The organism is Pseudomonas sp. R1-7 (assembly GCF_051132105.1).
Classification (GTDB): Bacteria; Pseudomonadota; Gammaproteobacteria; order Pseudomonadales; family Pseudomonadaceae; genus Aquipseudomonas.
The window spans coordinates 1,097,949-1,121,540 of record NZ_CP071661.1 but is presented as its reverse complement, the minus strand read 5'-3'; the positions used below and the strand labels follow the sequence as shown (position 1 = coordinate 1,121,540).

Below are 23,592 nucleotides of genomic sequence, written 5' to 3'. Positions count from 1 at the left end.
CGCGTGGTACAGATAACTGATACCTACGCTCATCACTTTTCATGCCATAAATTTTTTCTTTGTTTTTCAATGAGTTAATAAATATATAGTCATAATGACACGACTGGCTTTATAGTCATTACGACCAGATGGAGTCATTATGACCGCAACCTCATTGCTCACCTCGCTGCTGCCCCTGGTGGCGGACCTGTCCCGCGAGCTGCCGGAGGGCGAGCGCTACCGCCGCTTGCTTGTCGCCTTGCGAGCCCTGCTGCCCTGCGACGCCGCGGCGTTGCTGCGCCTGGACGGGGATTGCCTCGTGCCGCTGGCGGTAGACGGCTTGAGTACCGACACGCTGGGGCGCCGGTTCCGCATCAGCGAACACCCCCGCTTCGAAGCGTTGCTGGCCAATGCGCAACCGACTCGCTTCGCCGCCGACAGCGACCTGCCCGACCCTTACGATGGGCTGGTCGAAGGCTTGGATGAACACCTGGAAGTCCATGATTGCATGGGCTGCCCGCTGTTCGTCGACGAGCAATCCTGGGGATTGCTGACGCTGGATTCGCTGGACCCGGAACGTTTCGAGCCCATCGACCTGAGTGCCTTGCAAGCCTTCGCCAGTCTCGCGGCGGCCACGGTCAGCGCAGCCGAACGTATCGAGCGGCTGGCCTTGAAGGCCGAAGACGAGCATCACCGCGCCGAGGTTTATCGCCAGGCGAGCGGCCAGCAGCACCGCGACATGGTCGGCCAGAGCAAGGCCCACAAACGCCTGGTGGAAGAAATCAAGCTGGTGGGCGGCAGTGACCTGACGGTGCTGATCACCGGCGAAACCGGGGTCGGCAAGGAATTGGTCGCCCAGGCCATTCACGCCGCCTCCAATCGCGCCGACCAACCGCTGATCAGTCTCAACTGCGCCGCCCTTCCGGACACGCTGGTGGAAAGCGAGCTGTTTGGCCATGTGCGCGGTGCTTTCACCGGTGCCACCAACGACCGACGGGGCAAGTTCGAACTGGCCGATGGCGGCACGTTGTTCCTCGATGAGGTGGGTGAGCTGTCCTTGCCTGTCCAGGCCAAATTGTTGCGCGTCCTGCAGAGCGGGCAATTGCAACGCCTGGGCTCGGACAAGGAACACCGCGTCGATGTGCGCCTGATCGCGGCGACCAATCGCGACCTCGCTGAAGAGGTGCGCAACGGCCGTTATCGGGCCGACTTCTATCACCGGCTGAGCGTGTATCCGTTGCAAGTGCCCGCACTGCGTGACCGTGGGCGTGACGTGCTGCTTCTCGCCGGTTTTTTCCTCGAACAGAACCGTTCACGCATGGGCCTGGGCAGCCTGCGCCTGACCAGCGACGCCCAGGCCGCACTGCTGGCCTACGATTGGCCAGGCAATGTGCGCGAGCTGGAGCACCTGATCGGCCGCAGCGCACTGAAGGCATTGGGCAGCCATCCGGTACGGCCGAAGATTCTGAGCCTGAGCGCCGATGACCTCGATTTGCCTCACGCCAACCGGGACAGCGCGCCGACCGCAAGCACGGCACCCGATCCCACGCTGACAGCCACCGGTGACTTACGCCAGGCCACGGAAAACTATCAGCGGCAAATCATCAGTGCTTGCCTGGAACGCCACCAGCACAACTGGGCCAGCGCGGCTCGGGAGCTGGGCCTGGACCGGGCCAATCTGGGACGGATGGCAAAGCGATTGGGCCTCAAGTAGCGGCATCCCGGCCATGGTAATCAGCTGTCGATACCTTTCGCCCTAAAGCCTGTCCCCAACAAGTCGATAACCCGTTATCAAAAGCTGTCTTGGCGACCTTCATGCTCGCCCCACCTTTTTCCACAGAAGGTTTTTATGTCCTCCAACAAAGCCCGCGCAGATTCCCTTTCGCTTCTGCTCTTTACCTTGCGCAGCGGCAAGCTGATGGCGATCAACCTGCTCAAGGTCAGTGAGATCATTCCCTGCCCGCCACTGACCAAGCTGCCGGAGTCGCACCCGCACGTCAAAGGCATCGCCACGTTGCGCGGGGCATCCTTGTCGGTGATCGACCTGAGCCGCGCCATTGGCGAGCGGCCCCTTGAAGACCCGGACGGCGGCTGCCTGATCGTCACTGACGTCAGCCGCTCCAAACAAGGTTTGCATGTGCAAGCGGTGAGCAAGATCGTCCATTGCCTGACCACGGACATCAAGCCACCACCCTACGGCTCTGGCGGCGTGCGCGCGTTCATCACCGGCGTAACCTCCGTGGACGGCACGCTGGTGCAGGTGCTGGATATCGAAAAAGTCATCCACGGCATCGCCCCGGCGCAAATCGAGACGGCGCCGACCGAGTTGAGCATGGAAGACGCCGAAGTGCTCGGCAATGCACGAATCCTGGTGGTCGATGACAGCCAGGTCGCGCTGCAACAGTCGGTGCATACCCTGCGCAACCTGGGCCTGCAGTGCCACACCGCACGCAGCGCCAAGGAAGCCATCGACTGCCTGTTGGAACTGCAAGGCACTGCACAGGAGATCAACCTGATCGTCTCCGACATCGAGATGTCGGAGATGGACGGCTATGCCCTGACCCGGACCCTGCGCGAAACGCCCGACTTCGCTCATCTCTATGTGCTGCTGCACACCTCGCTCGACAGCGCCATGAACAGTGAGAAAGCCCGACTGGCCGGCGCCAATGGCGTACTCACCAAGTTCTCTTCGCCGGAGCTGACCAAGTGCCTGATCACGGCGGCCAAGGCCGTTGCCGAACAAGGTCGCTGACTTCATCGAAGCCGATCCAGGCTTCGTTGTCGCCTCCAAGCGCAACGAGGCTGCGATCCGACCCCGCACCAGCCCTTCCTCCAACCTCTGGCATACTCTTGTTCACCCCAGAACAAGGAATTTCCTGATGAAAGCCCCCGCCCTGATTCTCCTCGCCCTGACCGCCCTGTCTGCACAGGTTCATGCTTCAAGCTCCGACGCTTGGGCCGCCTACGACAAAAAAGTGCTCGCCAGCTGCATCAAGGCCAGCGGATTGAAAAACGCCGAACCGGTCGGCACCGCCGCGCAATTCGATGACCGCGTGGGCTACACCGCCGTGTTGTTGCAGGGCCAATACCCACAGAAACACATGAACGGCGCGACCGGCACCGAACTGTGCCTCTATCGCAAGAAGACCAAGACCGCCGTCGTGACCGAATGGGACTCGATCCGCCCGGCCGACACTTCTCGGTGAATGGCGCATAACTTGCTTCGCACGGCTGATTACGGCGTTTTTCTGTCGCCGCCCTCAGCCTATTGCCTGCGGACAATGAATGAATACAACGTTTTCCTGTGTAGGGTGCGGTAAATGCTGCACCGGCCACCATGTTCCGCTGACGCTCGACGAAGCCAGGATGTGGGCCAGTGACGGCGGGCAAGTGATTGTCCTGGTCGAGGCCTTCCTGCCCAATGGCCTCGGCCTGCCAATGGCGCAACGCGAGCACGCCGAACGGCGCTCCGCAGTCGTGCGCAGCGGCACGAGCCAAGCCTTGGTGGCGATCACTTTCGCCGCCTATAACGCCGGCCCTTGTCACAACCTGAACGCTGACAACCTCTGCGGCATCTACGAGCGCAGGCCCTTGGTGTGCCGCATCTACCCCATGGAAATCAATCCGCACATCCCGCTCAACGTGGCCACCAAGGATTGCCCGCCGGAGTCCTGGGAAACGGGGCCGCAATTGATCGTCGGGGGCAAATTGGTGGACCAGGAACTGGCCGAACTGATCGAGCGCTCGCGCCAGGCCGATCGTGAAGAAATCGGGATGAAGGAACGCATTTGTGCGTCTCTCGGCATTCACACCACTGCGCTGAAGGGTGACGGATTCACGGCGTACCTGCCGAACATGGATGCCTTCGCCGAGGCCATCGACCAGGCCCGTTCGCAGCCACTGCAGTCGCAAGCCAGCGAATGGCAGTTCCATTTGTCCGGGGATGACATTGCCAGCCAGGTCACGGCCAGCGGCGCGCGGGTGGTCACGGAAACCCCAGTCAATTACGCCTTTATTTCGCTGCGGGCCGCCTGAACTTGTAGAGATTCCCTGTGGAGCGAGCTCGCTCCCACAAGGGCACTGCGGTGCAGCGATTACACGGTCCCCTCTCGCCTAACCCGCGCCAGGAATGTTAGCGTGCTTGGTATCCAATGCAGATGAGCCTTGCACGATGAAAAAAACCGTACTTGCCTTCAGCCGTATCACGCCTCCCATGATCGAGCGCCTGCGACAGGACTTCGATGTGATCGTGCCCAACCCATCGAACGGCGACATCAATGCGCAGTTCAACGAAGCCCTGCCCCATGTCCACGGGCTGATCGGTGTCGGCCGCAAGCTCGGCCGCGAGCAGCTGCAGAACGCCACGAAACTGGAAGTGGTATCCAGCGTGTCGGTGGGCTATGACAACTACGACGTGGCGTACTTCAATGAACGCGGGATCATGCTCACCAATACCCCTGACGTGCTCACCGAAAGCACCGCCGACCTGGCCTTCGCCCTGCTGATGAGCAGCGCCCGCCGCGTCGCCGAACTGGACGCCTGGACCAAGGCCGGACAGTGGCAGGCGTCAGTCGGGCCGCAGTTGTTCGGCAGCGATGTGCATGGCAAGACCCTGGGCATCGTCGGCATGGGCAATATCGGCGCAGCCGTTGCCCGACGGGGTCGCCTGGGGTTCAACATGCCGATCCTCTACAGCGGCAACAGCCGCAAGGTCGATTTGGAAAATGAGTTGGGTGCTCAATTCCGTTCGCTGGACCAATTGCTGGCCGAAGCGGATTTCGTCTGCCTCGTAGTGCCGTTGAGCGAAAAGACCCGCCACCTCATCGGCGAACGCGAGCTGGCCTTGATGAAACCGAGCGCCATCCTGATCAACATCTCCCGCGGCCCGGTGGTGGACGAGCCGGCGCTGATCGAAGCCTTGCAGAACAACCGCATTCGCGGCGCCGGGCTGGATGTCTACGAGAAAGAGCCGCTGGGCGAGTCGCCACTGTTCCAATTGAAAAATGCCGTGACCTTGCCGCATATCGGCTCGGCCACCCACGAAACCCGTGAAGCCATGGCCAACCTCGCTGTGGAGAACCTGCGCAGTGCATTGCTGGGCGAGCGGCCGCAGAACCTGGTCAACCCGCAAGTCTGGAAATAAAGCACACCGTGGCGAGGGAGCTTGCTCCCCCGCCACGGGCTTGTCGCCAGACCTTATGCCTCATCGAGCACCCAGCGCGACTTTCGCCGCCACTGGCCGTGGCTTGCGAAACACCAGCACGTTACCCAGCATCACCAGCACCAATCCCACCAAGGCCGGCGCCGTCCACTGGTAGCCCTCGACAAAAGCCGAGACATTCAACGCCACCACCGGGAACAGCACCGTGCAATACGCCGCCCGCTCCGGGCCCATGCGTCCAACCAGTGTCAGGTAGGCGGTGAAGCCGATGACCGAGCCAGGTATCACCAGGTACAGCAGCGAGCCGATGTAGCGCGTGTTCCATTCCATGTCGAACGGGATGCCCTGGAACAAACACCACACCGACAGCATCGCCGCCCCGTACGCCATGCCCCAGGCGTTGGTGGTCAACGGCTTAAGGCCGGCCTTCTGTTGCAGGCTCGACAGCATGTTGCCCGCCGAGAAACACAACGTCCCCAAAAGCGCCAACGCCAACCCGAACAAGGTCTGCGGGCTTGCGCGGTGACCGGCCAGCTCCGGCCAGAACAACAACGCCAGCCCGAACAGCCCCAAGGCGCCGCCCAGCAACACGTTACGAGCGATCCGCTGGCCGAAGAACACCCGGGCATTCAAGGCATTCCAGAGGGTTGCGGTGGAGAACACCACGGCGACCAATCCACTGGGAATCCACTGGCTGGCGGTCAGGAAACACATGAAGTTGATGCAGAACAGGCAAAGGCCCTGGGCGACGCAGATCAAGTGGCCGCGACGGTTCATCACCTGCAAGCGGCGGCTGAGCAGCAACATCGCGAACAGGATCAGCGCGGCCAGGCCGAAGCGATAAACGATCGAAACCGGAATGGCGACCACACCCAACTGCAATTTCAGCGCAATCCATGTGGTGCCCCAGATGAGCACGGTAAGCAGGTACAACGAGAGGTTCATGACGGCGACTCCTGGCAGTGGCGGCCAGTCTTACGCCGATGCCTGCCGGGCACTTGCGTAAACTTGCGGTTTTTATGAGCGATGGGCTGGCAGGGAACGACCTACGGAGTAGGATGCAAGCGTTGGAGAACCGATCATGTCCACACTGCAAACCCTACAAGTCTTCCAAGCGCTCAACAGCTCGCCCAACGCTCGCCTCGAGCACAGCGCCGAGCTCGGGGACGGCATGGCGGCCGCTTTGTGGACCAATCACCACGACGCCCGGGATTACGAAGCGCCGACGCACCATACGCTATCGTGCTACATCGCGGGTGGCACCGGCACGTTTCGTCGCGAACGGCCCGATACCACTGGAGCACCTGACAAACTCTGCATCCTGCCGGCCGGGCATGAGTCCGCCTGGGTCATCAATGGCGACATTCGCCTCGCCCATCTTTATTTCAGCGCTGAACAATTCGCCCTTGGCTGCATCACCCTGCTGGACCGCGAGCCCCGGCAGGTGCAGCTGCACGAGGAAACCTTCCTCGACGATCCGCAACAGGCCCAGCGCTTTCGCCAGTTGATCGCGCTGAACTGGGACGAGCCCGGAGAACGCCTGCTGACCACCAGCCTGGCCCATGATCTGCTCAACCACTTGCTGCTCAGCCAGGTCGGCCAGCGCCAGGGCCTTCGCCTCAAGGGTGGCCTGGCAGCTCACCAGCGGCGGTTGCTGGTGGATTACGTCGACAGCCACCTGGCCGACGCCATCAGTCTCGGACAACTGGCGGCGCTGTGCGCGTTGTCCGAATATCACTTTGCGCGGATGTTCCGCGAAAGTTTCGGGCTGCCACCGCACCAATATGTGCTGGCTCGGCGCCTGGCCCGCGCGCGGCATTTGTTGCGCAGTACTTCACGGCCGTTGGGCGACGTAGCGTTGGCCTGCGGATTTGCCAGCGCCAGTCATTTCACTAACCGTTTTCGCCAAGCCTTGGGCGCAAGCCCCGGAGAATATCGACAGGCGTTCTTGCGCTAAGCGCCAGCGTGCCCCGGCCAAATAAAACAACCAGGCATTCATCCCGATTGCCGTAGCCACCACTGCGCCCCTACAATGCGAACAATTCTTGTTCTCTAGCACAGCTCTGCGCTGTCGGGATGTTCCTCGTTGCCGCCTGCACACACCGTCGAAGTCCTCTACAACACCCACCATCGTTGGCTCAATGGCTGGCTGCGAAGAAAACTCGGTTGCCCCGACAGCGCCGCCGACCTGGCCCAGGACACGTTCATGCGTGTGCTGACTGCGCGCGATCCGCAGCCGGTCCTTGAGCCCCGTGCATTTCTCACGACCATTGCCAAGCGCGTGCTTTTCAACCATTACCGTCGCCAGGACCTCGAGCGCGCCTACCTCGACGCCCTCGCTCAACTGCCGGAGCACGTGGTGCCGTCGGAGGAGGAGCGGGCAATCATCCTGCAAACCCTGATGGAACTGGACCAATTGCTCGATGGGTTGCCGCGGGCGGTCAAGCAGGCGTTTCTGCTGGCCCAGGTCGATGGCCTGACCTACAACGAGATTGCCCGCGAATTGGGGATTTCAGTGGCGACAGTCAAGCGTCATCTGAACAAGGCAGCCATGCGCTGCTACTTCGCCTTATGACGCCACCGATCAACGGCGCGCCGGGCGTCAGTGCACACGTCGCCGAGCAAGCCGTGCACTGGCTCCTGGAAATGCAGCAAGGCCCACTCGATACCCGCCAGCAGCAAGCCTGGGAACACTGGCTCGATGCCCACAGCGAACATCGCCGCGCCTGGGAGCATATCCAGCGGGTCAATCAGCGGCTGCGCAGCGTGTCACCGTCATTGGCCCATGCGGCCCTCAACGCACCGAAGTCGGCGGCGCGACGTCGGGCGCTGAAAATGTTGCTGGTGCTGGGCGCTGGCTCAGCGTTGACCTGGGGCTTGCGAGAACGCCAACTGCTGCCGCCATTGATGGCCGACTTTCGCAGCACCGTGGGCGAACGCCGGCGGTTGATGCTGGATGACGGCAGCCAGTTGCAGCTCAACAGCGGCAGCGCGGTAGACGTTCGCTTCGACGCCCAACGCCGCTTGATCCGCCTGCTGGAAGGCGAACTGATGCTCACCGCTGCACGGGACCCAAGGCCCCTGCAAGTGCTGGCCGCCCATGGCCTGCTGGAAAGCCGCGACGCCCGGTTCAACGTCCGCGAGTATCCAGACCACACCCAGGTGACGGTGTTTGAAGGCCAGGTGGACATTCGTAGCCGACACGGCACGGCTCTGTTGCTGACGGCGTCACGGCAAGTGTCCCTTGCCATCAACGGCACCGGGCCCATCACCGCGCTGGACGCCAACAGCGGTGCCTGGACGGAAGGCATGCTGGTGGCCGCGCACATGCGCCTGGCGGACTTTCTCGACGAGCTCGGCCGTTATCGACGCGGCCAATTGCACTGCGACGAGGCGGTCGCCAACCTTTTGATTTCCGGAACGTATCCGCTGGACAACAGCGAACGAATCCTCGACCTGCTAGAGGTCAGCCTGCCGGTAAAAGTACGTCGGTTCACCCGCTACTGGGTCACCGTCGAGGCTCGTGCTTGAATCGATCGCCACGCTCCCTGAAAAAAAATGATGCGCCAGTGAGCCGTTTTCCACACCTCGGGTGACAGAGAAGGAAAGCACTTCGATACAACCTTCTCGGGATCCTCATCCATGCCGCAGCAACCCACCTGTCTCACCCCGCTCGCCCGTACCCTGCGTCAACTGTTGCTGGGGGCCAGCTTGAGTTTCGTCGCACTGCCTCCCGTGTTGGCTGCAGATGCCAAGGCCTATCACATCGCGCCGTCGTCACTGGAGAATGCCCTCAATCAGTTCGGACGCGAGGCCGGGGTGCTGATTTCCTTTGGTTCGCAGACAACCGCAGGTCTGCAGAGTCGTGGCCTGGAAGGCAACTACAGCCCAGAGCAAGGGCTGAGCGCGCTGCTTGAAGGCACGGGCCTGCAAGCCCGGCCCGAGGGAGACAAAGCTTTCAGCCTGCAACCTGCCGCAGACGCCTCGCTGGACCTTGGAACCACCACCGTGGTCGGCGATTGGCTGGGCGATGCCGAGCAAGCCAACGTTTTCGAACACCCCGGCGCCCGTGACGTCATCCGTCGAGAGGAATTCGAACGCCAGGGCGCAACACAGGCGCGGGACGTGCTCAATCGCATCCCCGGCGTCAACGCACCGGAAAACAACGGCACCGGCAGCCATGACATGGCGCTGAACTTTGGTATCCGAGGCCTCAACCCACGCCTGGCCTCTCGCTCCACGGTGTTGATGGACGGCATCCCGGTGCCGTTCGCACCTTACGGTCAACCACAGCTCTCGTTCGCGCCGGTCAGCATGGGCAACATGGACGCGGTGGACGTCGTGCGCGGCGGCGGCGCAGTGCGCTACGGCCCGCAGAACGTCGGCGGCGTGGTCAACTTCGTGACCCGGGCGATTCCCGATGCCCCCACGGTAAAGGGCGGCTTCCAGACCGAAACGAGCCCATCCTCCAGCCACGACGGTTTCAAGACGTCCTCCAATCTGCTGGCCGGCGGAACCGCCGACAACGGCCTCGGCGGTGCCCTGCTGTATTCCGGTACTCGCGGCGGTGACTGGCGTGAACACAGCGACACGCAAATTGACGACTTGATTCTCAAGGGCAATTACCAACTGGACGATGCCAACAGTTTCAACGCCATGGCCCAATACTACGAAGGTGAAGCCGACATGCCCGGCGGCCTGAATGTGGCCGACTACGACGCCGACCCGTATCAATCCACGCGTCCGAACGACCGGTTCTGGGGCCGTCGCACCTTGGTCAACGTCGGCTACCGCTACCAACAGGACCGGCGGGAATTCACTGCCAGCACTTTCTTTACCAAGACGTTGCGCAGCGGCTACCTCGACCAAGGCACCTTCCTGTCCCTGTCACCCCGCGAATATTGGGTGCGTGGATTGGAAACCCGTTTCGCCCAGGGCTTCGACCTTGGCCCGACCAGCCATGAAGTCGGCATCGGTTATCGCTACATCAACGAGGCCGGTCATGAGCTGCGCTACCGCACGCCCATCGCCGGCAATGAACTGCCCACAACCTCCAGCCGCAACGATCGGGATACGCGTGGCGGCACCGAGGCCAACGCATTCTTCATCGATGACCGGATCGACATTGGGAAATGGACCATCACGCCCGGTGTTCGCTACGAAATGATTGAGTCGCAGCAAACCAACAACCTGACGAATGTGAAGTACAAGGGCGACTACAACACGGCGCTGCCGGCGCTGAACGTGCTGTACCACCTGAGCGATGAGTGGAACCTTTACGCCAATACCGAAGGTTCATTTGGCAGCGTGCAGTACAGCCAGATGCCCAATCGCGTGAGCAGCGGAGAAGTGAAGCCAGAGAAGGCTCGCACCTGGGAACTCGGCACCCGTTACGACAATGGCAATCTGCGGGCGGAGATCGGCGCTTTCCTGATCAACTTCGATAACCAGTATGAGAGCAATCAGACCAACGATTCGGTCATCGCTCGCGGCGAGACGCGCCATCAAGGCATCGAAACCAGCTTCAGCTACGCCCTCGAAGGCCTTGACCCGGCACTGGCTGGTTTCGATGTGTACGGCACGTATGCCTTCGTCGACGCGACCATCCGCGAAGAAGGCCCGAACAAGGGCAACCGGGTGCCCTTCTCCTCGAAGCATAAAGGCACCCTGGGAGTTGCTTACACAGAAGGCTCATGGAAGCTGAACCTGGACAGCACCTACCAGAGCGCACAATTCGCGGACAACGCCAACACCCGAGCCGAAAGTGCCAACGGCAGCACCGGCAATATTCCCGGCTATATGCTGTTCAGCAGCCGCGCCGCCTACGATTTCGGCCCACGACTGTCGGATCTCAACGTCGCGGTGGGTGTGAAGAACATCTTCAACACCCAATATTTCACCCGTTCGTTCGACGATAACAACCGCGGCAAATATGTCGGGGAGCCGCGCACGCTGTATGTGCAAACTTCCGTTGCGTTCTGACCCGATCTCGACAGATCGCTGAAACAAAACGGGCCTGCGATTGCAGGCCCGTTTTCAGTTCAGACGTTAATAGACGGGGCAATCAGCCGTTGAGGGCGGCCCGTTCGTTTTCCAGGAATTCTTCCTCCAGCATCGCATCGGCCAGGGCAATCGACTCGGTCTGGCCATTGCTGGCGCCGCGCTTGCCGCGCAGCTTGCCAAACAGATGCTCCAACTTGTGTTCCAGCTTGGTGGCTGCGCCTTCGATGGCGAGCTCCAGCGACTCAGCCTTGTGTGTCACGGAAATGGGCTGATGGCCTTTGGGCCGGGCTTCGAGCTGGCATCGCAGATCATGGGGACCGGGCTTGTCGCCGTTCTCATCCCCCAAATGGACCTCGACCCGTGTCAGGTCTTCTTCGTAACGTTCGAGCGTGCTTTCAATGGTAGTACGTACCCACTCCTCCAGTCGGATGCTGCTTTGAATATGGTTATCGCTGTTGACTTGGATTTGCATAGTTCATCCCTTATTTCGGCTAGCTCGCCAGGGGTCAATCGACGTTAGCGCAACGGCCCCTTGAGTACAGAGTCGGGCTGGCAGCGGAACAATTCAAGCCCCAAAAAAAGATAAATATTCATTTGCAAATAAAGCCGGACAATCGCCAAGAGCGCTGTTAATGTCGGGAGTTATCTCGCCCCGCGCCCCTTTCGCCAATCCTCCCTACAGCCTGCACCGCAAGGGGACACCCGCCCCTCTTTGCCCTGAAACGGGCTACGCCCAGAACAGCATTGCAGAGCATTTTGCAGCCTGCCCCCCAGCTCATTGGCCCGGATTTTTTCCGGCATGGGCCTTGCAAACTCCCTGGCGGAGCTGCCGCTGGCGGGATCTGTCGGTCCATCGCCCGCCCAGCCCAAGGATGAACACGATCATGGAATGGCCGATGGTCTGGTGTTGCGAACTTATCCCGACCATGGCCGGTCAACAACTGCACGTTCAATCAGGCGGTGACGCATCATGGACAATCCTTTTCAGATCATTACGGACGCTTTCGCGCCGCAATACCAGATCAACCTGAGCATCCAGGGCTTGGACGGCAGCATCATGCTGACCCTTTCCAAGTCCGGGCGCATTGTCGCCAAGCGCATGATCAGCGCCCAGCAACGCAACGACCCGGAACGGCTGCGGCGCTTGGTACAAAGCATTCAGTTCGGCATTGCCATCGAAGAAGGCCACAGCGCCGTGGCGATCCTCGAAGCCATGACCGGCGGCGACAACATCAAGGTGCCGCCACCGCAATCACAAGGCCCGGCCCCCTCCGCTGTGGGTATCTAAATCTCGCCTTTCTCGACTTCGGAATGCTCGCTGGAACCCGCACCGATCTTGCGGTGCGGATGTTCGATTTTTACCGAAGGGAATTGCGACGAGGCGTAGCGCACCACCAGAATTGCGAACGACAGCAGCAGAATGCCGCCACACAGGTAAATGATGCCCAGGTCCGGCGGACTGTGGTGGGAGACGTTGGAAATCAACAGCCGCGTCAGCGCAGTGATTGCCACATAGATCAGAAAGCGCACCGGCATGTGGTTGGTCTTGAAATAGATCCCGACCATCGCCCCCAATTCCAGATAGATGAACAACAGCAAGATGTCGTCGATCTTGATGTGCCCCACCTCGATCATCTGCAAAAATTCCATCACCGCTGCCCATGCGGTGACCGCACCAATGGCAAACAGCGCCAGGTAATGGAAGGTCTCGACGAACAGGTTGCCCAGTGATTCGGCCAGTTGATGCACGTTCTGGCGCAGGTTCTCGGCCCAGTTGATTTTCACGATGTAGTTTCCTTAGGTCGACTCGACCGGATGATGCGGGATGGACGTGACGGTTTTCTGCATGCAGAAAAAAGGCCAGTGTCGCAGATGAGATGGCGATAGGCTGGTATTCGACACGTAGAGACGCGAAGCGGCGTCCCGAATGCCTGCAGCGTGCGCGACAAGACCCGAAATCGGACTACATTAAAAAGCCACTACCCAAAGAGAATGGATTCGCTTATTCTTTGGCCTGTATATAAATACAGTAGTCACACAGACAACCAATGTGAAGGCATGTGAGGTGGTGAATGGCCGTCGAAGTGGTATACCGCAGCAGCCGAGATCTGGAGCGCTTGTTCATGGATAAAGCCGAAGCTGACCGTCATGACAAAATGCTGGAACTCGCCGAATTGCTGGCCGAGGTGTTGCAAAAAGCCGTTCCATCGCTGAGCGAGCAACAAGTGGAGGAAGCCGGGATCTACATGGCGAAGAATCGCGATGTGTTTGCCAAGGCATTCAAGAGCCAGCCGGACGCCCTGTCCGAACTGCTCAATCCGTCGGACGAATGAACCGGAAGATCGCAGCCTTCGGCAGCGCATGCACTTGATCTGTCATGCACGCGCTGTCGAAGGCTGCGATCTTTTTCAGTAGTGAAGACGCGGGTCCGAATCAATCAAGCTCGCCAGCTTGGTCAAGGCGAAACGCAGTTCATCCTGGCTGGTGGGGGACATCAGCACCAGCCGCACGCACCGGTTGGCCGCCCCTGAACGTTCAGCCTGGAACTGGCTGCCGCTGAGTACCAATACGCCGTTGGCCCGGGCGAGCATGGTGAATTCGTCGCAGGTCCATGGCTCGGGCAAGGTCAACCAGACGTGATAGGAATGCGGCTGGGTCTTGAGTTCGAATCGGCCAAGAATTTCGCGGGCAATGGCTTGACGCCCGGCCGCTTCGTTGCGCTGTATGCGCACCAGTTTCTTGTCCAAACCCTCGATAATCACATTGCTGGCCAATTGCGCGGTCAACGGCGAGGGCATCCAGACGCTGCTGCGCACCATCGAGGTCAAGCGCGACAACAGTTTGGGCGGACTATAGAGATAGCCGATGCGAAGTGCCGGCATGACTGACTTCGACAGACTGGTCAGATACACCGAACGGTCCGGCGCGAAGGCCGCCAGCGGCTTGGTCGAAGGATCGGTCGCGAGAAAACCATAGATATCATCGTCAAGGATGATGAAATCGAACTCTTCGGCCAGCGCCGCGATCTGGGCCCGGCGTTTTTGCGACATGATCGCCGCCGTGGGGTTCTGGCACGTCGCCACGCAAATCAGCATGGCCGGTTTTTCCCGCTGGCACAGCTCGCGCAACGCCTCTGGAATAATGCCTTCATCATCCATCGGCACACCGCGCAGGCGACGCTCCAGGCCATGGGCCAGGGAGATGATGCCCGGATAGCATAGCGCTTCGCATAGCACCAGGTCGCCAGCGTGGGTCAAGGCGCTCATCGCCACCATCAAGCCATGCTGCGCGCCTGACGTGATGACGACTTGTTGCCATTGGGCGTTGGGCAATGAATGACGCAGCCATTGCGCCCCCGCCTCACGATGGGCCGGATGGCCTCCGTCGGGGGCGTAATCCAGGGTCCGAGCGAAATCGGTGCTCTTCGCCATGCCCACCAGCGCATCGCGCAACCAGTCATCCAGGGTCTCGCTGGAAGGCTTGATGATCGAAAGATCAAGCCATTCAGGCTGGCCGAGACCAAGGGTCGCGGCACCGTGGCTCGTCGGCAGTCCAAGCGGCTTGCGGTTGAGCACATAAGTGCCACGTCCCACCTCTCCTTGCACCAACTGACGCCTGTGAGCTTCGCTGTAGGCCCGGCTGATAGTGCCTGGCGTGACGTTCAGGGCGCTGGCCAGCTCCCGTAGCGTCGGCAACCGGTCACCTTCACTCAGCACACCACTTTCGATGTCACGCGCCAATGCATCGGCGATGGATAAATACACCGGCTGATTGGTGTCGCTCAGTTGGGGAACCCACATGGATGATGACTGCCCATCGTAGAAAATGATCAGTTTCGAGCATATCACAGCGGGGTTATGCGGTTAATTCTGCAAAGCAATCGGCCAATTGACTCGATTCTCCGCTTAGCAAACCGCCTGTACCTCAACTAACAAGAGCATCCATAGCCATAGGGTCGATCGGCCTCAAGGGGCGCATTCGCTAAAAAGTTTATAAAATTAATTGCACTCCCTATTGAATCGATTCAATCAGCTCAAATACACTCACATTAATCGAACCAATTCATACACCTTTCTTCAACATTCGGGCGCCGACCGCGCCAAGCCGAGACCTCATGGACACACTCAGAAAGGATCTATCCATCTCAGCAATCATTGCAGGCTTTATCGCAGTGATCATTTCCTACGCCGGCCCGCTGATCATCGTCTTCCAGGCCGCCAAGGAAGCACAATTGCCCCAAGAAATGGTGTCTTCATGGATCTGGGCCATTTCCATTGGCAGCGGAGTGACCGGCCTACTCCTGAGCTGGCGCCTGCGGGTTCCGGTGATCACCGCGTGGTCGACACCGGGCGCGGCGTTGCTGGTATCGATGCTGCCCACCGTAACCCTGCCCCAGGCCATCGGCGCCTATATCGCGGCTTCGGTGATCATTGCCGTGGTCGGCCTGTCTGGAGCGTTCGACAAGCTGATGAGTCGCCTGCCCAAGGCCATCGCCGCGGCGATGCTCGCCGGTATCCTGTTCCGCTTCGGCGCCGGACTGTTCACGTCCATTGAGCTGCAGCCGGTGCTGGTATTGGCGATGATCGCGGCTTACCTGGCCTTCAAGCGCTTTTCGCCACGCTACGCGATCCTGTCGGTGCTGATCATCGGGTGCGCGGTGGCCGCCTCCTTCGGTGAACTCAACAGCGGTTCGATTGCTGTCGCAGTGGCGCACCCCGTCTTTATCGCCCCGCAATGGAGCTGGCATGCAATCATCAATATCGGCTTGCCTTTGGCACTGGTTACCTTGACCGGCCAATATGTGCCGGGCATGGCAGTGCTACGCACGTCGGGCTATACCACACCGGCTCGCCCGATCATTTCGTTGACCGCCATCGGCTCGCTCCTGATGGCGCCATTCGGCTCGCATGGTCTGAATTTGGCAGCGATCACCGCGGCTATCTGCACCGGCCGCGAAGCCCATGAAGATCGCGACAAACGCTACATCGCAGGGATCGCCTGTGGAGTTTTCTATATCCTGATGGGCATCTTCGGCGCAACCTTGGCCTCGGTGTTCTCCGCGCTGCCGAAAGAGCTGATCGCCTCCCTCGCTGGCCTGGCCTTGTTCGGTGCGATCAGTGCCGGACTGAGCGGTGCCATGGCTGATGAAAAGCAACGGGAGGCCGCACTGATCACCTTCCTGGTGACAGCGTCGGGCATGAGCTTCCTCGGTTTGGCCGCCGCATTCTGGGGGTTGATCTTCGGCCTCGTGGCGCATTTGGCACTGAACTACACCCGGGAAAGCCGGGCGACTGCGATGGCCGAGGACAACCCACGATAATTGCCCGCGACAATTTCACCGATACAACAGACGCTCCGCCAGCTCGTCGGCCACCCGGGCCGGCGAGCGTTTTTCCGCCTGGGCGTGGGCGAAGACTTCCGTAAGCCGGGCACCGATTTTCGACAGGTGCGCGGTAATGGTCGGCAACTCTTCGCCGCGGTGCTTCAACGCGACGTAGATCAGGCCGCCTGAGTTGATCACATAGTCCGGGGCATAGAGGATCCCGCGTCTTTCCAACTGATCAGCGACCTGCAGGTTGCTGAGTTGGTTATGAGCCGAACCTGCGACAGCCGAGCAGCGCAATTGCGCCACGCTTTGGCTGTTGAGTACGCCGCCAAGGCCGCAGGGTGCCAGGATGTCACAGGGGGTGCTGAGCAACGCATCGTTGGCGATGGGATGGGCACCCAATTGCTCCATTGCCAACTGGACCTTGCCGGGATCGATGTCGCTGACCAGCAGCTCCGCACCCGCCGCGTGCAGTTGTTCGGCCAGGGCATATCCGACATTACCCAGGCCCTGGATGGCGACCCGCAGGCTCTCCAGGTTATCGCTGCCCAGGCGCGCCATGGCCGTGGCACGGATGCCGGCGAAAACGCCCATCGCCGCGTGGGGCGCGGGGTCTCCCGCGGCGGTGGTGCTGGTGACATGACGGGTCTGCTGGGCAATGCAATCCATGTCGGCCACCGATGTACCGCTGTCGATGGCGGTGATGTAGCGTCCGTCCAACTGCTCGATGCAGCGCCCGAAGGCTTCGAACAGCGCGGCCCGGCTGTCGACATGGGCCGGGCGCATGATGACTGCCACTCCCCCGCCCACCGGCAATCCGGCCAAGGCGGCCTTGTAGCTCATGCCCTGGGCCAGGCGCACCGCGTCGGCCACGGCACTTTCGTCGTCGGGATAAGACAGATAACGACAACCACCCAGGGCAGGCCCCGGACGGCTGCAATGAATGGCAATCACCGCCTTCAACCCGGTCGCCGGGTCTACGCTCAAGTACAGCGATTCAAGGCGGGAGCTTTGCATGAGAGCAAACATCGACAGGCTCCCGAATCACTTTTGTCTGTTTCGCCAGTATAGGCGCGCAGTCGAAAATTGCTGGAGCACGCCGGAATAAGCGCAAGCGCGGCGCAGCTTTTCAGGCATAACCTGTAACGGGGCATTTGCAGGGCTGGACGAAAACCCATGGCGGAGCTAAAACGAGGCATAGCCCGGAGATTGTGATGAAGCCGCGCCAAGCCTTTTTTGAATGCCTGCACCGTTCGCCACCGGCGCTGTTCGAAGCCGCGCTATGGGTTGCCGCCGAACATGACCATGAGGTGGACGTACCGACGCTGCTGAACGATTTCAAGGACCTGCAACGGCTGGTCAGCCACGGCCTGCCAATGTTGCCGGTCAACGAATTGGGCCAGCCCTTGCTTCGACGCCTCAATGACCTGGGTTTCGCCCAGGACGATTTCACCCCGCTACGCCCTCGCGCGGCTTTGCTCGACAAAGTCCTGGCGCGCAAGCGCGGCCAACCGCTGGCCCTTGGGCTGATAGCGTTGGAACTGGCTCGCGGCTTGGAGATTCCGATGGTTGGCGTCAACTTTCCCGGCCATTTCCTGCTGCGGGTGCCCGGCGCCGATCATTTGCTCGACCCATGCGGTGGCCGGCGCTTGTACCCCAATGACTGCCGGGACCTGCTACAACGCCAATATGGCTCTAACATGCAGCTCAAGGCTGAGCACCTGGTCAGCGCCGAGCCGATGCAAATGCTCCAACGGTTGTCGCGCAACCTGCGGCAATTGCACCTGGCGAACGATGATTACATTGCCGCACTGATTGACGCCGAACGCGTGCTGGAAATGGGCAATGCCAACGCCGCCGATTACCTGGCCCGTGCCAGCCTTTACCAACGGCTCGACTGCCCCAACGCCGAACGTTTCGACCTTGAGCATGCGCTGATGCTCAGCGACGATCCGATCCAGCGGCTGCGTTTGACCGAGCGATTGGGGCATCTGCCGCCCAATTCGATAGTGCATTGAGCAAGGTGCAACACCCGTATCAACTGGGAGTATCCGGCTGGTTCGCCGGATGCGCCCGCTGAAAGGCCTCATGCCCAGCCGCCAACGCTGCAACACGACGGATTCGCGGATACAGCTGCAATGAAGCGTTGAACCGCTCAGCAGCGTACAACTGAGGAATCAGGTACACATCCGCCATACCTGGCAGCGCGCCGAAACAATAACCGTCGTCGCCAATCAGTTGTTCCACTGCGGTGAGCCCCTGGCTGATCCAGTGCGTGATCCATTCTACTACCTGCGTTTCATCGTGCCCCCACTTGCGCAGCTTATTGAGCACGCTGACATTGTGCAGGGGATGAATATCACAGCCGATCAGCGCCGCGACGCCACGCTCGTGGGCGCGAGTCGCAAGGTCGCGGCTCAACAGCGGCACCTGTGGATAACGTTCGTCCAGGTATTCGATGATCGCCGGCGACTGCACCAGCAGCGCCCCCTCATCGGTGCGCAGTGCCGGTACTCGCCCCTGTGGATTGATCGCCAGGTACGTCGGCTGGCGATGCTCGCCCTCGGGTGCGGCGATCAGGTTGACGGGCAGGGCCTGGTAATCCAGGCCCTTGAGGGCCAGGGCGATACGCACCCGGTACGACGAAGTGGAACGATAGTAGGTATAGAGTTCCATGCCCGCGCCTCAACGTGCCGACAGGATCTTGCCGCGGCATTCGCCGAAGCCGATCGATGCAACGCCCTCGCGGCTGCACCGGGCGCGCAGGATGATTTCATCGCCGTCCTCGAGGAACTTGCGGACTTCGCCGGATGCCAGTTCGATCGGCTTTTTGCCGCCTTCGGTGATTTCCAGCAGGCTGCCGAACTGACCGCTCTGCGGCCCCGACAACGTACCCGAGCCAAACAGATCACCCGCTTGCAACTGGCAGCCGTTGACGCTGTGGTGCGCAACCATTTGTGCCACCGTCCAATACATGTATTGCGTATTGCTCAGGGTCAGTCGATGGGCTGGCAGGTTCTGCTCACGCATGGCTTCGGTGAGCAGCAGGACTTCCAACTCGATGTCGAATGCACCCGCGGCCTGGTCTCGTTTGTCCAGCAAGTACGGCAATGGTTGCGGATCGCCCTCGGGACGCGCCGGCTGCGCACGACGGAACGGCTCCAGGGCTTCGGCAGTCACGACCCATGGCGAAACGCTGGTCAGGAAGCTTTTGGACAGGAACGGCCCCAGCGGCTGGTATTCCCACGCCTGGATATCCCGGGCCGACCAATCGTTGAGCAGGCAGAAACCGGCAATGTGTTCGGCGGCGTCGCCGATGGCGATGGGCTCGCCTAGAGCGTTGCCCTTTCCGATCCAGATCCCCAGCTCCAGCTCATAGTCCAGCCGCGCGCAGGGCCCGAAAGTCGGCTCGGTCTGCCCTGCCGGCAAAGTCTGACCCTTCGGGCGACGTACATCGGTGCCCGATGGCCGCACCGTCGAAGCACGGCCGTGATAACCGATGGGAACGTATTTGTAGTTCGGCAGCAGCGGGTTGTCCGGCCGGAACAGCTTGCCGACATTTTGCGCATGCTCGATGCCAACGTAAAAGTCGGTGTAATCGTTGATTTTCGCAGGCAGATGCATTTGGCAGTTCTCCGCCGGATGCAGCAGCTTTTCACCCTTGGCCTGGATCTCGTCCCGCCGGGGACTGCCCTCGCGCAGCAGTTCCACCAACTGTTCACGCAGGGCAACCCGGGCGCCACGGCCAAGCTCGAAGAACGCATTCAACTGGCCGTCCCGCATGGCCAGGATGGCCTCGCCCGCAGCGCCATCGAACAGCCCCGCGTGCAACGCCGCCTGCAAGTCGAAAATCCGATCGCCAATGGCAACGCCGCTGCGCGGGGATGCCCCGGCCGGGCTGAAAACGCCGAGCGGCAGGTTCTGCAAGGGGAAGTCGGCATGGCCGTTGGCGGAGTCGACCCAACTGCGGGTGGGGAAAATTTGAGTCATGGATTATCTCCGGGTCGGGTCGAACGTGACCGGCAACGAAGCCCAGCAGGCGTCGTAGTCCGTTTGCAATTGCGGGCAGTCCAAGGCGAAACGACTCGGGCGCAGCACTTGGCTGGTCTCGAACATGAACGCCATGGTGTTGTCGATTTTCGCCGGCTTGAGTTCGGCATCAATGGCCTTGGTGCAGGTTTCGCCGTCGGGACCATGGGCGCTCATGCAACTGTGCAGCGACGCGCCTCCAGGTAGGAAACCTTCGGCCTTGGCGTCGTATGCGCCCTGGATCAGGCCCATGAATTCATTCATGAGATTGCGGTGGAACCAGGGTGGACGGAAGGTGTTCTCCGCCACCATCCAGCGTGGCGGGAAAATTACGAAATCAAGGTTTGCCAAGCCATGGACGCTGGTGGGCGAGGTCAGCACGGTAAAAATCGACGGGTCTGGATGGTCGAAGCTGACCGTGCCGATGGTATTGAAGCGACGCAGGTCATATTTGTACGGCACGTTGTTGCCATGCCAGGCCACCACGTCAAACGGCGAATGATCGAGTTCGCAGGCCCATAACTCCCCGAGGAACTTCTGCACCAATGTGGTGGGTCGGGCGAGGTCTTCATAATGAGCGACAGGCGACAGGAAATCCCTTGGGTTGGCCAGGCCATTGCTGCCGATGGGCCCCAGGTCGGGCAGGCGCAATGGCGCACCATGGTTTTCGGCGATATAACCGCGGGCCTGAGGGTCGAGCAGCTCGACACGGAACTTCAGTCCACGGGGCAGCACCGCGATTTCCAAGGGTTCGAGATCCAGCACACCTAGCTCGGTGGCGATCCGCAGACGCCCCAGTTGCGGCACGAGCAGCCATTCGCCGTCGGCATTGAAGAACGCCCGCTCCATGGAACGGTTGGCCCGGTAGTGATAAATGCTGATGCCCGCCGGCTTGTCCGAGCCAGCATTGGCGGCCATGCGCACCAGCCCGTCGATGAAATCGGCAGGCTCATCGGGTACGCCCAGGGGACTCCAGCGCAAGCGATTAGGCGTGACCTCACCCAGCGGGCCGCCAGCCAATTGATGCTCCAGCCTGGTAAACGCCGGGTGGTTGGCCGAGGGCCGGATGCGGTACATCCAGGTTCGCCGCGCTTCGCTGCGGGCCATGGTGAACGCGGTGCCGGAAAAAAGCTCGGCATACAGGCCGTAAGGCGCCTTTTGCGGGGAATTCCGGCCAACCGGCAGAGCGCCAGGCAGCGCTTCGCTGGCGAACTCATTACCGAAGCCAGACTGGTAAAGCACATCCGACGGCGTGGGATCGAGGTTCATGGAGCCTCCTGAGATGCGGTCCGTCACTCAATGAATGACTTGAGGCGTACCGGGTTATTTTTATCGTAATCAAATTACGCATAACGTAATTTGCTCGACAACCACCGTCAAGCTATAAAGACGCCCATTCGCCCTTCGGACCCACACCTCCATGGAAAACCCGCCGAGCAACGGTAAACAGAAAGTCCGCTCCGCTGAGGTCGGCACCGATATCCTCAAGGCCCTGGCCGAACTGTCGCCGTCCACGTCGCTGTCGCGCCTGGCCGAACACGTGCAGATGCCGGCCAGCAAGGTCCACCGTTATCTACAAGCCTTGATCGCCAGCGGATTTGCCGAACAGAACACAGCCACCAACCACTACGGCTTGGGTCGCGAGGCCTTGCGCGTGGGCTTGGCGGCGTTGAACGGCATGGACGTACTGCAAGTGGCCGCCCTGCCCTTGGCCGAGTTGCGCGATGACTTGAACGAAACCTGTTTCCTGGCGGTATGGGGCAATCACGGCGCGACAGTGGTGCGAATCGAGCCCGCCGTACGGGCCGTGACCGTGGTGACGCAACTGGGCTCGGTATTGCCGTTGCTCAGTTCTTCCACCGGTCTGGTTTTCAGCGCTTATCTGCCGGAGCGCGAGACGATCGAGTTGCGCGACCAGGAAGTGCACGCCACCCAAAGCCACGCCCTGGCGGACGAACAGGCCTATGCAACGCTGTGCGAGCACATCCGCAGTCGTGGCTTGCATCACGTGCATGGGTTGCTGATGCCCGGAGTGGATGCGTTGTCCGCGCCGGTGTTCAACGCCATGGGCGACGTGGCGGCGGTAATGACGATCGTCGGCCCGACGTCACTGTTCCACGCGGATGAGAACGGCCCGGCGGCGCAGCGCCTGTTGGCGGCGAGCCGGGCCGTAAGCTGGCGAATGGGCTACGAGGGCAATCCGGGATCAGCTCAACAAGTCCGGCACGATCCTGATCAATAAGTCGTTGAGGTGTGCGGTGGTCAACTGCGGATGTACGTGCGTCGCTTCCCCGCTGAAGGCCTGCGTGTACACGGCCTGATGGCCGCCCTTGGCATGAAAGGGAATATCGTCATCGTCGAAGTGAGCCAGGAGATAGTCCACCAGCTTCTGGGATGAAGTGATGACTCGGCCGCCCAGATCGTCCGAGCCAAAACCGGTGACATAGGTTTCGTTCAACTCGACGCCTGGCAGGTGGCTCTTCAAGATCGACTCAAGGTCCTCGACGGCCAGTGGCCTCAGCGCGGGACGGGATAGATCAATCGACGGTTCGTCGGTCAGGCTCGAGACGATATCCATGACGATTTTCTCAAAGCCGATCACATCAAGCCCCTTGATCCGATCCTCTGGGGCAAACGAATAACGCTTGCTGAAAATTTCGTGAGTGCCTTGGGTGTAAGTGGGGCCGACTTGTCTTTCAACGCAAGCCAGCGCTTCATCAAACAATGTGACGGAGGAAACAACCTCTGCGCCAGCAATATGATCCCGTGCATTTAAATAGAGATGATATGGACTGGCTTCCAACCCTTCCAACCCTTCCAACGCCTCACCGAGCAACACCTGTACAGCGAAGTCAATACGCGTTTTCTTGAGAGCAGCAAGCCTTTGCGAATATGAAGCAAATAATGGAACGTACATAAAAACAACTTCCTTGTTCTGTATCGAATCAAACTTCCCGCTCGATCCGTTGAATGGATTTCACTTGTTACGGCACTCGGAGCCAGCTGAAGTTCAGCTTCAACCAAGTTCAGCCCGGAAGTTATACACCAACACCATTCATCTACGCTCAGCGATATGTAAGCGCGCGTAAGTTTT

General features: G+C 60.5%; 23 protein-coding genes. 14 read left to right on the top strand and 9 right to left on the bottom strand.

Translation table 11 applies throughout. The features are described 5' to 3' along the window. Positions 1-139: 139 nt before the first annotated feature. The 5 genes from norR to J3P79_RS04925 all read left to right on the top strand — a co-directional run bounded on the left by norR (position 140) and on the right by J3P79_RS04925 (position 5,122). A complete protein-coding gene (norR, locus tag J3P79_RS04945; RefSeq protein WP_434608622.1) occupies positions 140-1,693 on the top strand; it encodes a nitric oxide reductase transcriptional regulator NorR in 1,554 nt (517 codons plus the stop codon). A gap of 135 nt (positions 1,694-1,828) precedes the next feature. Then, a complete protein-coding gene (locus J3P79_RS04940) occupies positions 1,829-2,731 on the top strand; it encodes a chemotaxis protein CheV (protein WP_039591605.1) in 903 nt (300 codons plus the stop codon). 127 nt (positions 2,732-2,858) lie between these two features. Further along, positions 2,859-3,185, top strand: coding sequence for a hypothetical protein (locus J3P79_RS04935; RefSeq protein WP_434608620.1), 327 nt, complete (start codon positions 2,859-2,861; stop codon positions 3,183-3,185). Positions 3,186-3,264: 79 nt separating this feature from the next. Beyond that, a complete protein-coding gene (locus tag J3P79_RS04930) occupies positions 3,265-4,014 on the top strand; it encodes a YkgJ family cysteine cluster protein (protein WP_434608618.1) in 750 nt (249 codons plus the stop codon). A 136-nt stretch (positions 4,015-4,150) separates the two neighbouring features. Then, a complete protein-coding gene (locus J3P79_RS04925) occupies positions 4,151-5,122 on the top strand; it encodes a 2-hydroxyacid dehydrogenase (RefSeq protein WP_434608616.1) in 972 nt (323 codons plus the stop codon). 60 nt (positions 5,123-5,182) lie between these two features. Here J3P79_RS04925 and J3P79_RS04920 read toward each other — a convergent pair whose 3' ends face one another. Further along, entirely contained in the window at positions 5,183-6,085 is a 903-nt protein-coding gene (locus J3P79_RS04920) for a DMT family transporter (protein ID WP_434608614.1), read from the bottom strand. A gap of 136 nt (positions 6,086-6,221) precedes the next feature. Here J3P79_RS04920 and J3P79_RS04915 point away from each other — a divergent pair, with 136 nt between their 5' ends. The 4 genes from J3P79_RS04915 to fecA all read left to right on the top strand — a co-directional run bounded on the left by J3P79_RS04915 (position 6,222) and on the right by fecA (position 11,122). Next, positions 6,222-7,097, top strand: a complete 876-nt coding sequence (locus tag J3P79_RS04915) for a helix-turn-helix domain-containing protein (protein WP_434608612.1) — start codon at positions 6,222-6,224, stop codon at positions 7,095-7,097. Positions 7,098-7,226: 129 nt separating this feature from the next. After that, complete coding sequence (locus tag J3P79_RS04910) at positions 7,227-7,715, top strand: sigma-70 family RNA polymerase sigma factor (protein WP_434608610.1); 489 nt, start codon at positions 7,227-7,229, stop codon at positions 7,713-7,715. After that, entirely contained in the window at positions 7,712-8,671 is a 960-nt protein-coding gene (locus J3P79_RS04905) for a FecR domain-containing protein (RefSeq protein ID WP_434608608.1), read from the top strand. The genes J3P79_RS04910 and J3P79_RS04905 overlap by 4 nt, the downstream gene beginning before the upstream one ends. Positions 8,672-8,782: 111 nt before the next feature. Beyond that, positions 8,783-11,122 carry a TonB-dependent Fe(3+) dicitrate receptor FecA gene (gene fecA, locus J3P79_RS04900; RefSeq protein WP_434608606.1) on the top strand — a complete coding sequence of 780 codons (2,340 nt, stop codon included), beginning with the start codon at positions 8,783-8,785 and terminating at the stop codon, positions 11,120-11,122. Positions 11,123-11,204: 82 nt separating this feature from the next. Here fecA and J3P79_RS04895 read toward each other — a convergent pair whose 3' ends face one another. After that, the gene (locus J3P79_RS04895; RefSeq protein ID WP_039591615.1) at positions 11,205-11,615 is read right to left on the bottom strand and encodes an HPF/RaiA family ribosome-associated protein; all 411 of its coding nucleotides are present in this window, start codon (positions 11,613-11,615) and stop codon (positions 11,205-11,207) included. A gap of 498 nt (positions 11,616-12,113) precedes the next feature. Here J3P79_RS04895 and J3P79_RS04890 point away from each other — a divergent pair, with 498 nt between their 5' ends. Continuing rightward, the gene (locus J3P79_RS04890; RefSeq protein WP_434608604.1) at positions 12,114-12,431 is read left to right on the top strand and encodes a DUF3509 domain-containing protein; all 318 of its coding nucleotides are present in this window, start codon (positions 12,114-12,116) and stop codon (positions 12,429-12,431) included. On the opposite strand, the gene J3P79_RS04885 is transcribed toward J3P79_RS04890, so the two are convergent. Next, the gene (locus J3P79_RS04885) at positions 12,428-12,928 is read right to left on the bottom strand and encodes a phosphate-starvation-inducible protein PsiE (RefSeq protein ID WP_039591619.1); all 501 of its coding nucleotides are present in this window, start codon (positions 12,926-12,928) and stop codon (positions 12,428-12,430) included. The two genes, J3P79_RS04890 and J3P79_RS04885, sit on opposite strands and share 4 nt — an antisense overlap. Before the next feature lie 287 nt (positions 12,929-13,215). Between J3P79_RS04885 and J3P79_RS04880 the strand changes: the two genes are divergently transcribed. Continuing rightward, positions 13,216-13,476 carry a YebG family protein gene (locus tag J3P79_RS04880; RefSeq protein ID WP_003205410.1) on the top strand — a complete coding sequence of 87 codons (261 nt, stop codon included), beginning with the start codon at positions 13,216-13,218 and terminating at the stop codon, positions 13,474-13,476. Between the two features lie 75 nt (positions 13,477-13,551). On the opposite strand, the gene J3P79_RS04875 is transcribed toward J3P79_RS04880, so the two are convergent. After that, complete coding sequence (locus J3P79_RS04875; RefSeq protein WP_434608603.1) at positions 13,552-14,943, bottom strand: PLP-dependent aminotransferase family protein; 1,392 nt, start codon at positions 14,941-14,943, stop codon at positions 13,552-13,554. A gap of 314 nt (positions 14,944-15,257) precedes the next feature. Here J3P79_RS04875 and J3P79_RS04870 point away from each other — a divergent pair, with 314 nt between their 5' ends. Continuing rightward, positions 15,258-16,463, top strand: a complete 1,206-nt coding sequence (locus J3P79_RS04870) for a benzoate/H(+) symporter BenE family transporter (RefSeq protein ID WP_434608601.1) — start codon at positions 15,258-15,260, stop codon at positions 16,461-16,463. Between the two features lie 15 nt (positions 16,464-16,478). Here the strand turns inward: J3P79_RS04870 and J3P79_RS04865 are convergent, their stop codons facing one another. Next, positions 16,479-17,498: a Glu/Leu/Phe/Val dehydrogenase dimerization domain-containing protein gene (locus tag J3P79_RS04865; protein ID WP_434608599.1), complete on the bottom strand. Its 1,020-nt coding sequence runs from the start codon at positions 17,496-17,498 to the stop codon at positions 16,479-16,481. A gap of 185 nt (positions 17,499-17,683) precedes the next feature. Here J3P79_RS04865 and J3P79_RS04860 point away from each other — a divergent pair, with 185 nt between their 5' ends. Beyond that, positions 17,684-18,487 (top strand): SirB1 family protein, encoded by an 804-nt coding sequence (locus J3P79_RS04860; RefSeq protein WP_434608598.1) that lies wholly within the window; start codon positions 17,684-17,686, stop codon positions 18,485-18,487. Between the two features lie 19 nt (positions 18,488-18,506). Here the strand turns inward: J3P79_RS04860 and maiA are convergent, their stop codons facing one another. Genes maiA through hmgA form a run of 3 tightly spaced genes read right to left on the bottom strand, consistent with a single transcriptional unit; the run spans position 18,507 to position 21,767 of the window. Next, a complete protein-coding gene (maiA, locus tag J3P79_RS04855; protein WP_434608596.1) occupies positions 18,507-19,145 on the bottom strand; it encodes a maleylacetoacetate isomerase in 639 nt (212 codons plus the stop codon). A gap of 9 nt (positions 19,146-19,154) precedes the next feature. After that, positions 19,155-20,459: a fumarylacetoacetase gene (fahA, locus tag J3P79_RS04850; RefSeq protein ID WP_434608593.1), complete on the bottom strand. Its 1,305-nt coding sequence runs from the start codon at positions 20,457-20,459 to the stop codon at positions 19,155-19,157. 3 nt (positions 20,460-20,462) lie between these two features. Beyond that, a complete protein-coding gene (gene hmgA, locus J3P79_RS04845) occupies positions 20,463-21,767 on the bottom strand; it encodes a homogentisate 1,2-dioxygenase (protein WP_434608591.1) in 1,305 nt (434 codons plus the stop codon). A 151-nt stretch (positions 21,768-21,918) separates the two neighbouring features. On the opposite strand from hmgA, the gene J3P79_RS04840 reads away from it, so the two are divergent. Then, entirely contained in the window at positions 21,919-22,740 is an 822-nt protein-coding gene (locus tag J3P79_RS04840) for an IclR family transcriptional regulator (protein WP_434608589.1), read from the top strand. Here J3P79_RS04840 and J3P79_RS04835 read toward each other — a convergent pair. Beyond that, the gene (locus J3P79_RS04835; RefSeq protein ID WP_434608587.1) at positions 22,705-23,415 is read right to left on the bottom strand and encodes a hypothetical protein; all 711 of its coding nucleotides are present in this window, start codon (positions 23,413-23,415) and stop codon (positions 22,705-22,707) included. The genes J3P79_RS04840 and J3P79_RS04835 overlap by 36 nt on opposite strands. Positions 23,416-23,592: the final 177 nt, after the last annotated feature.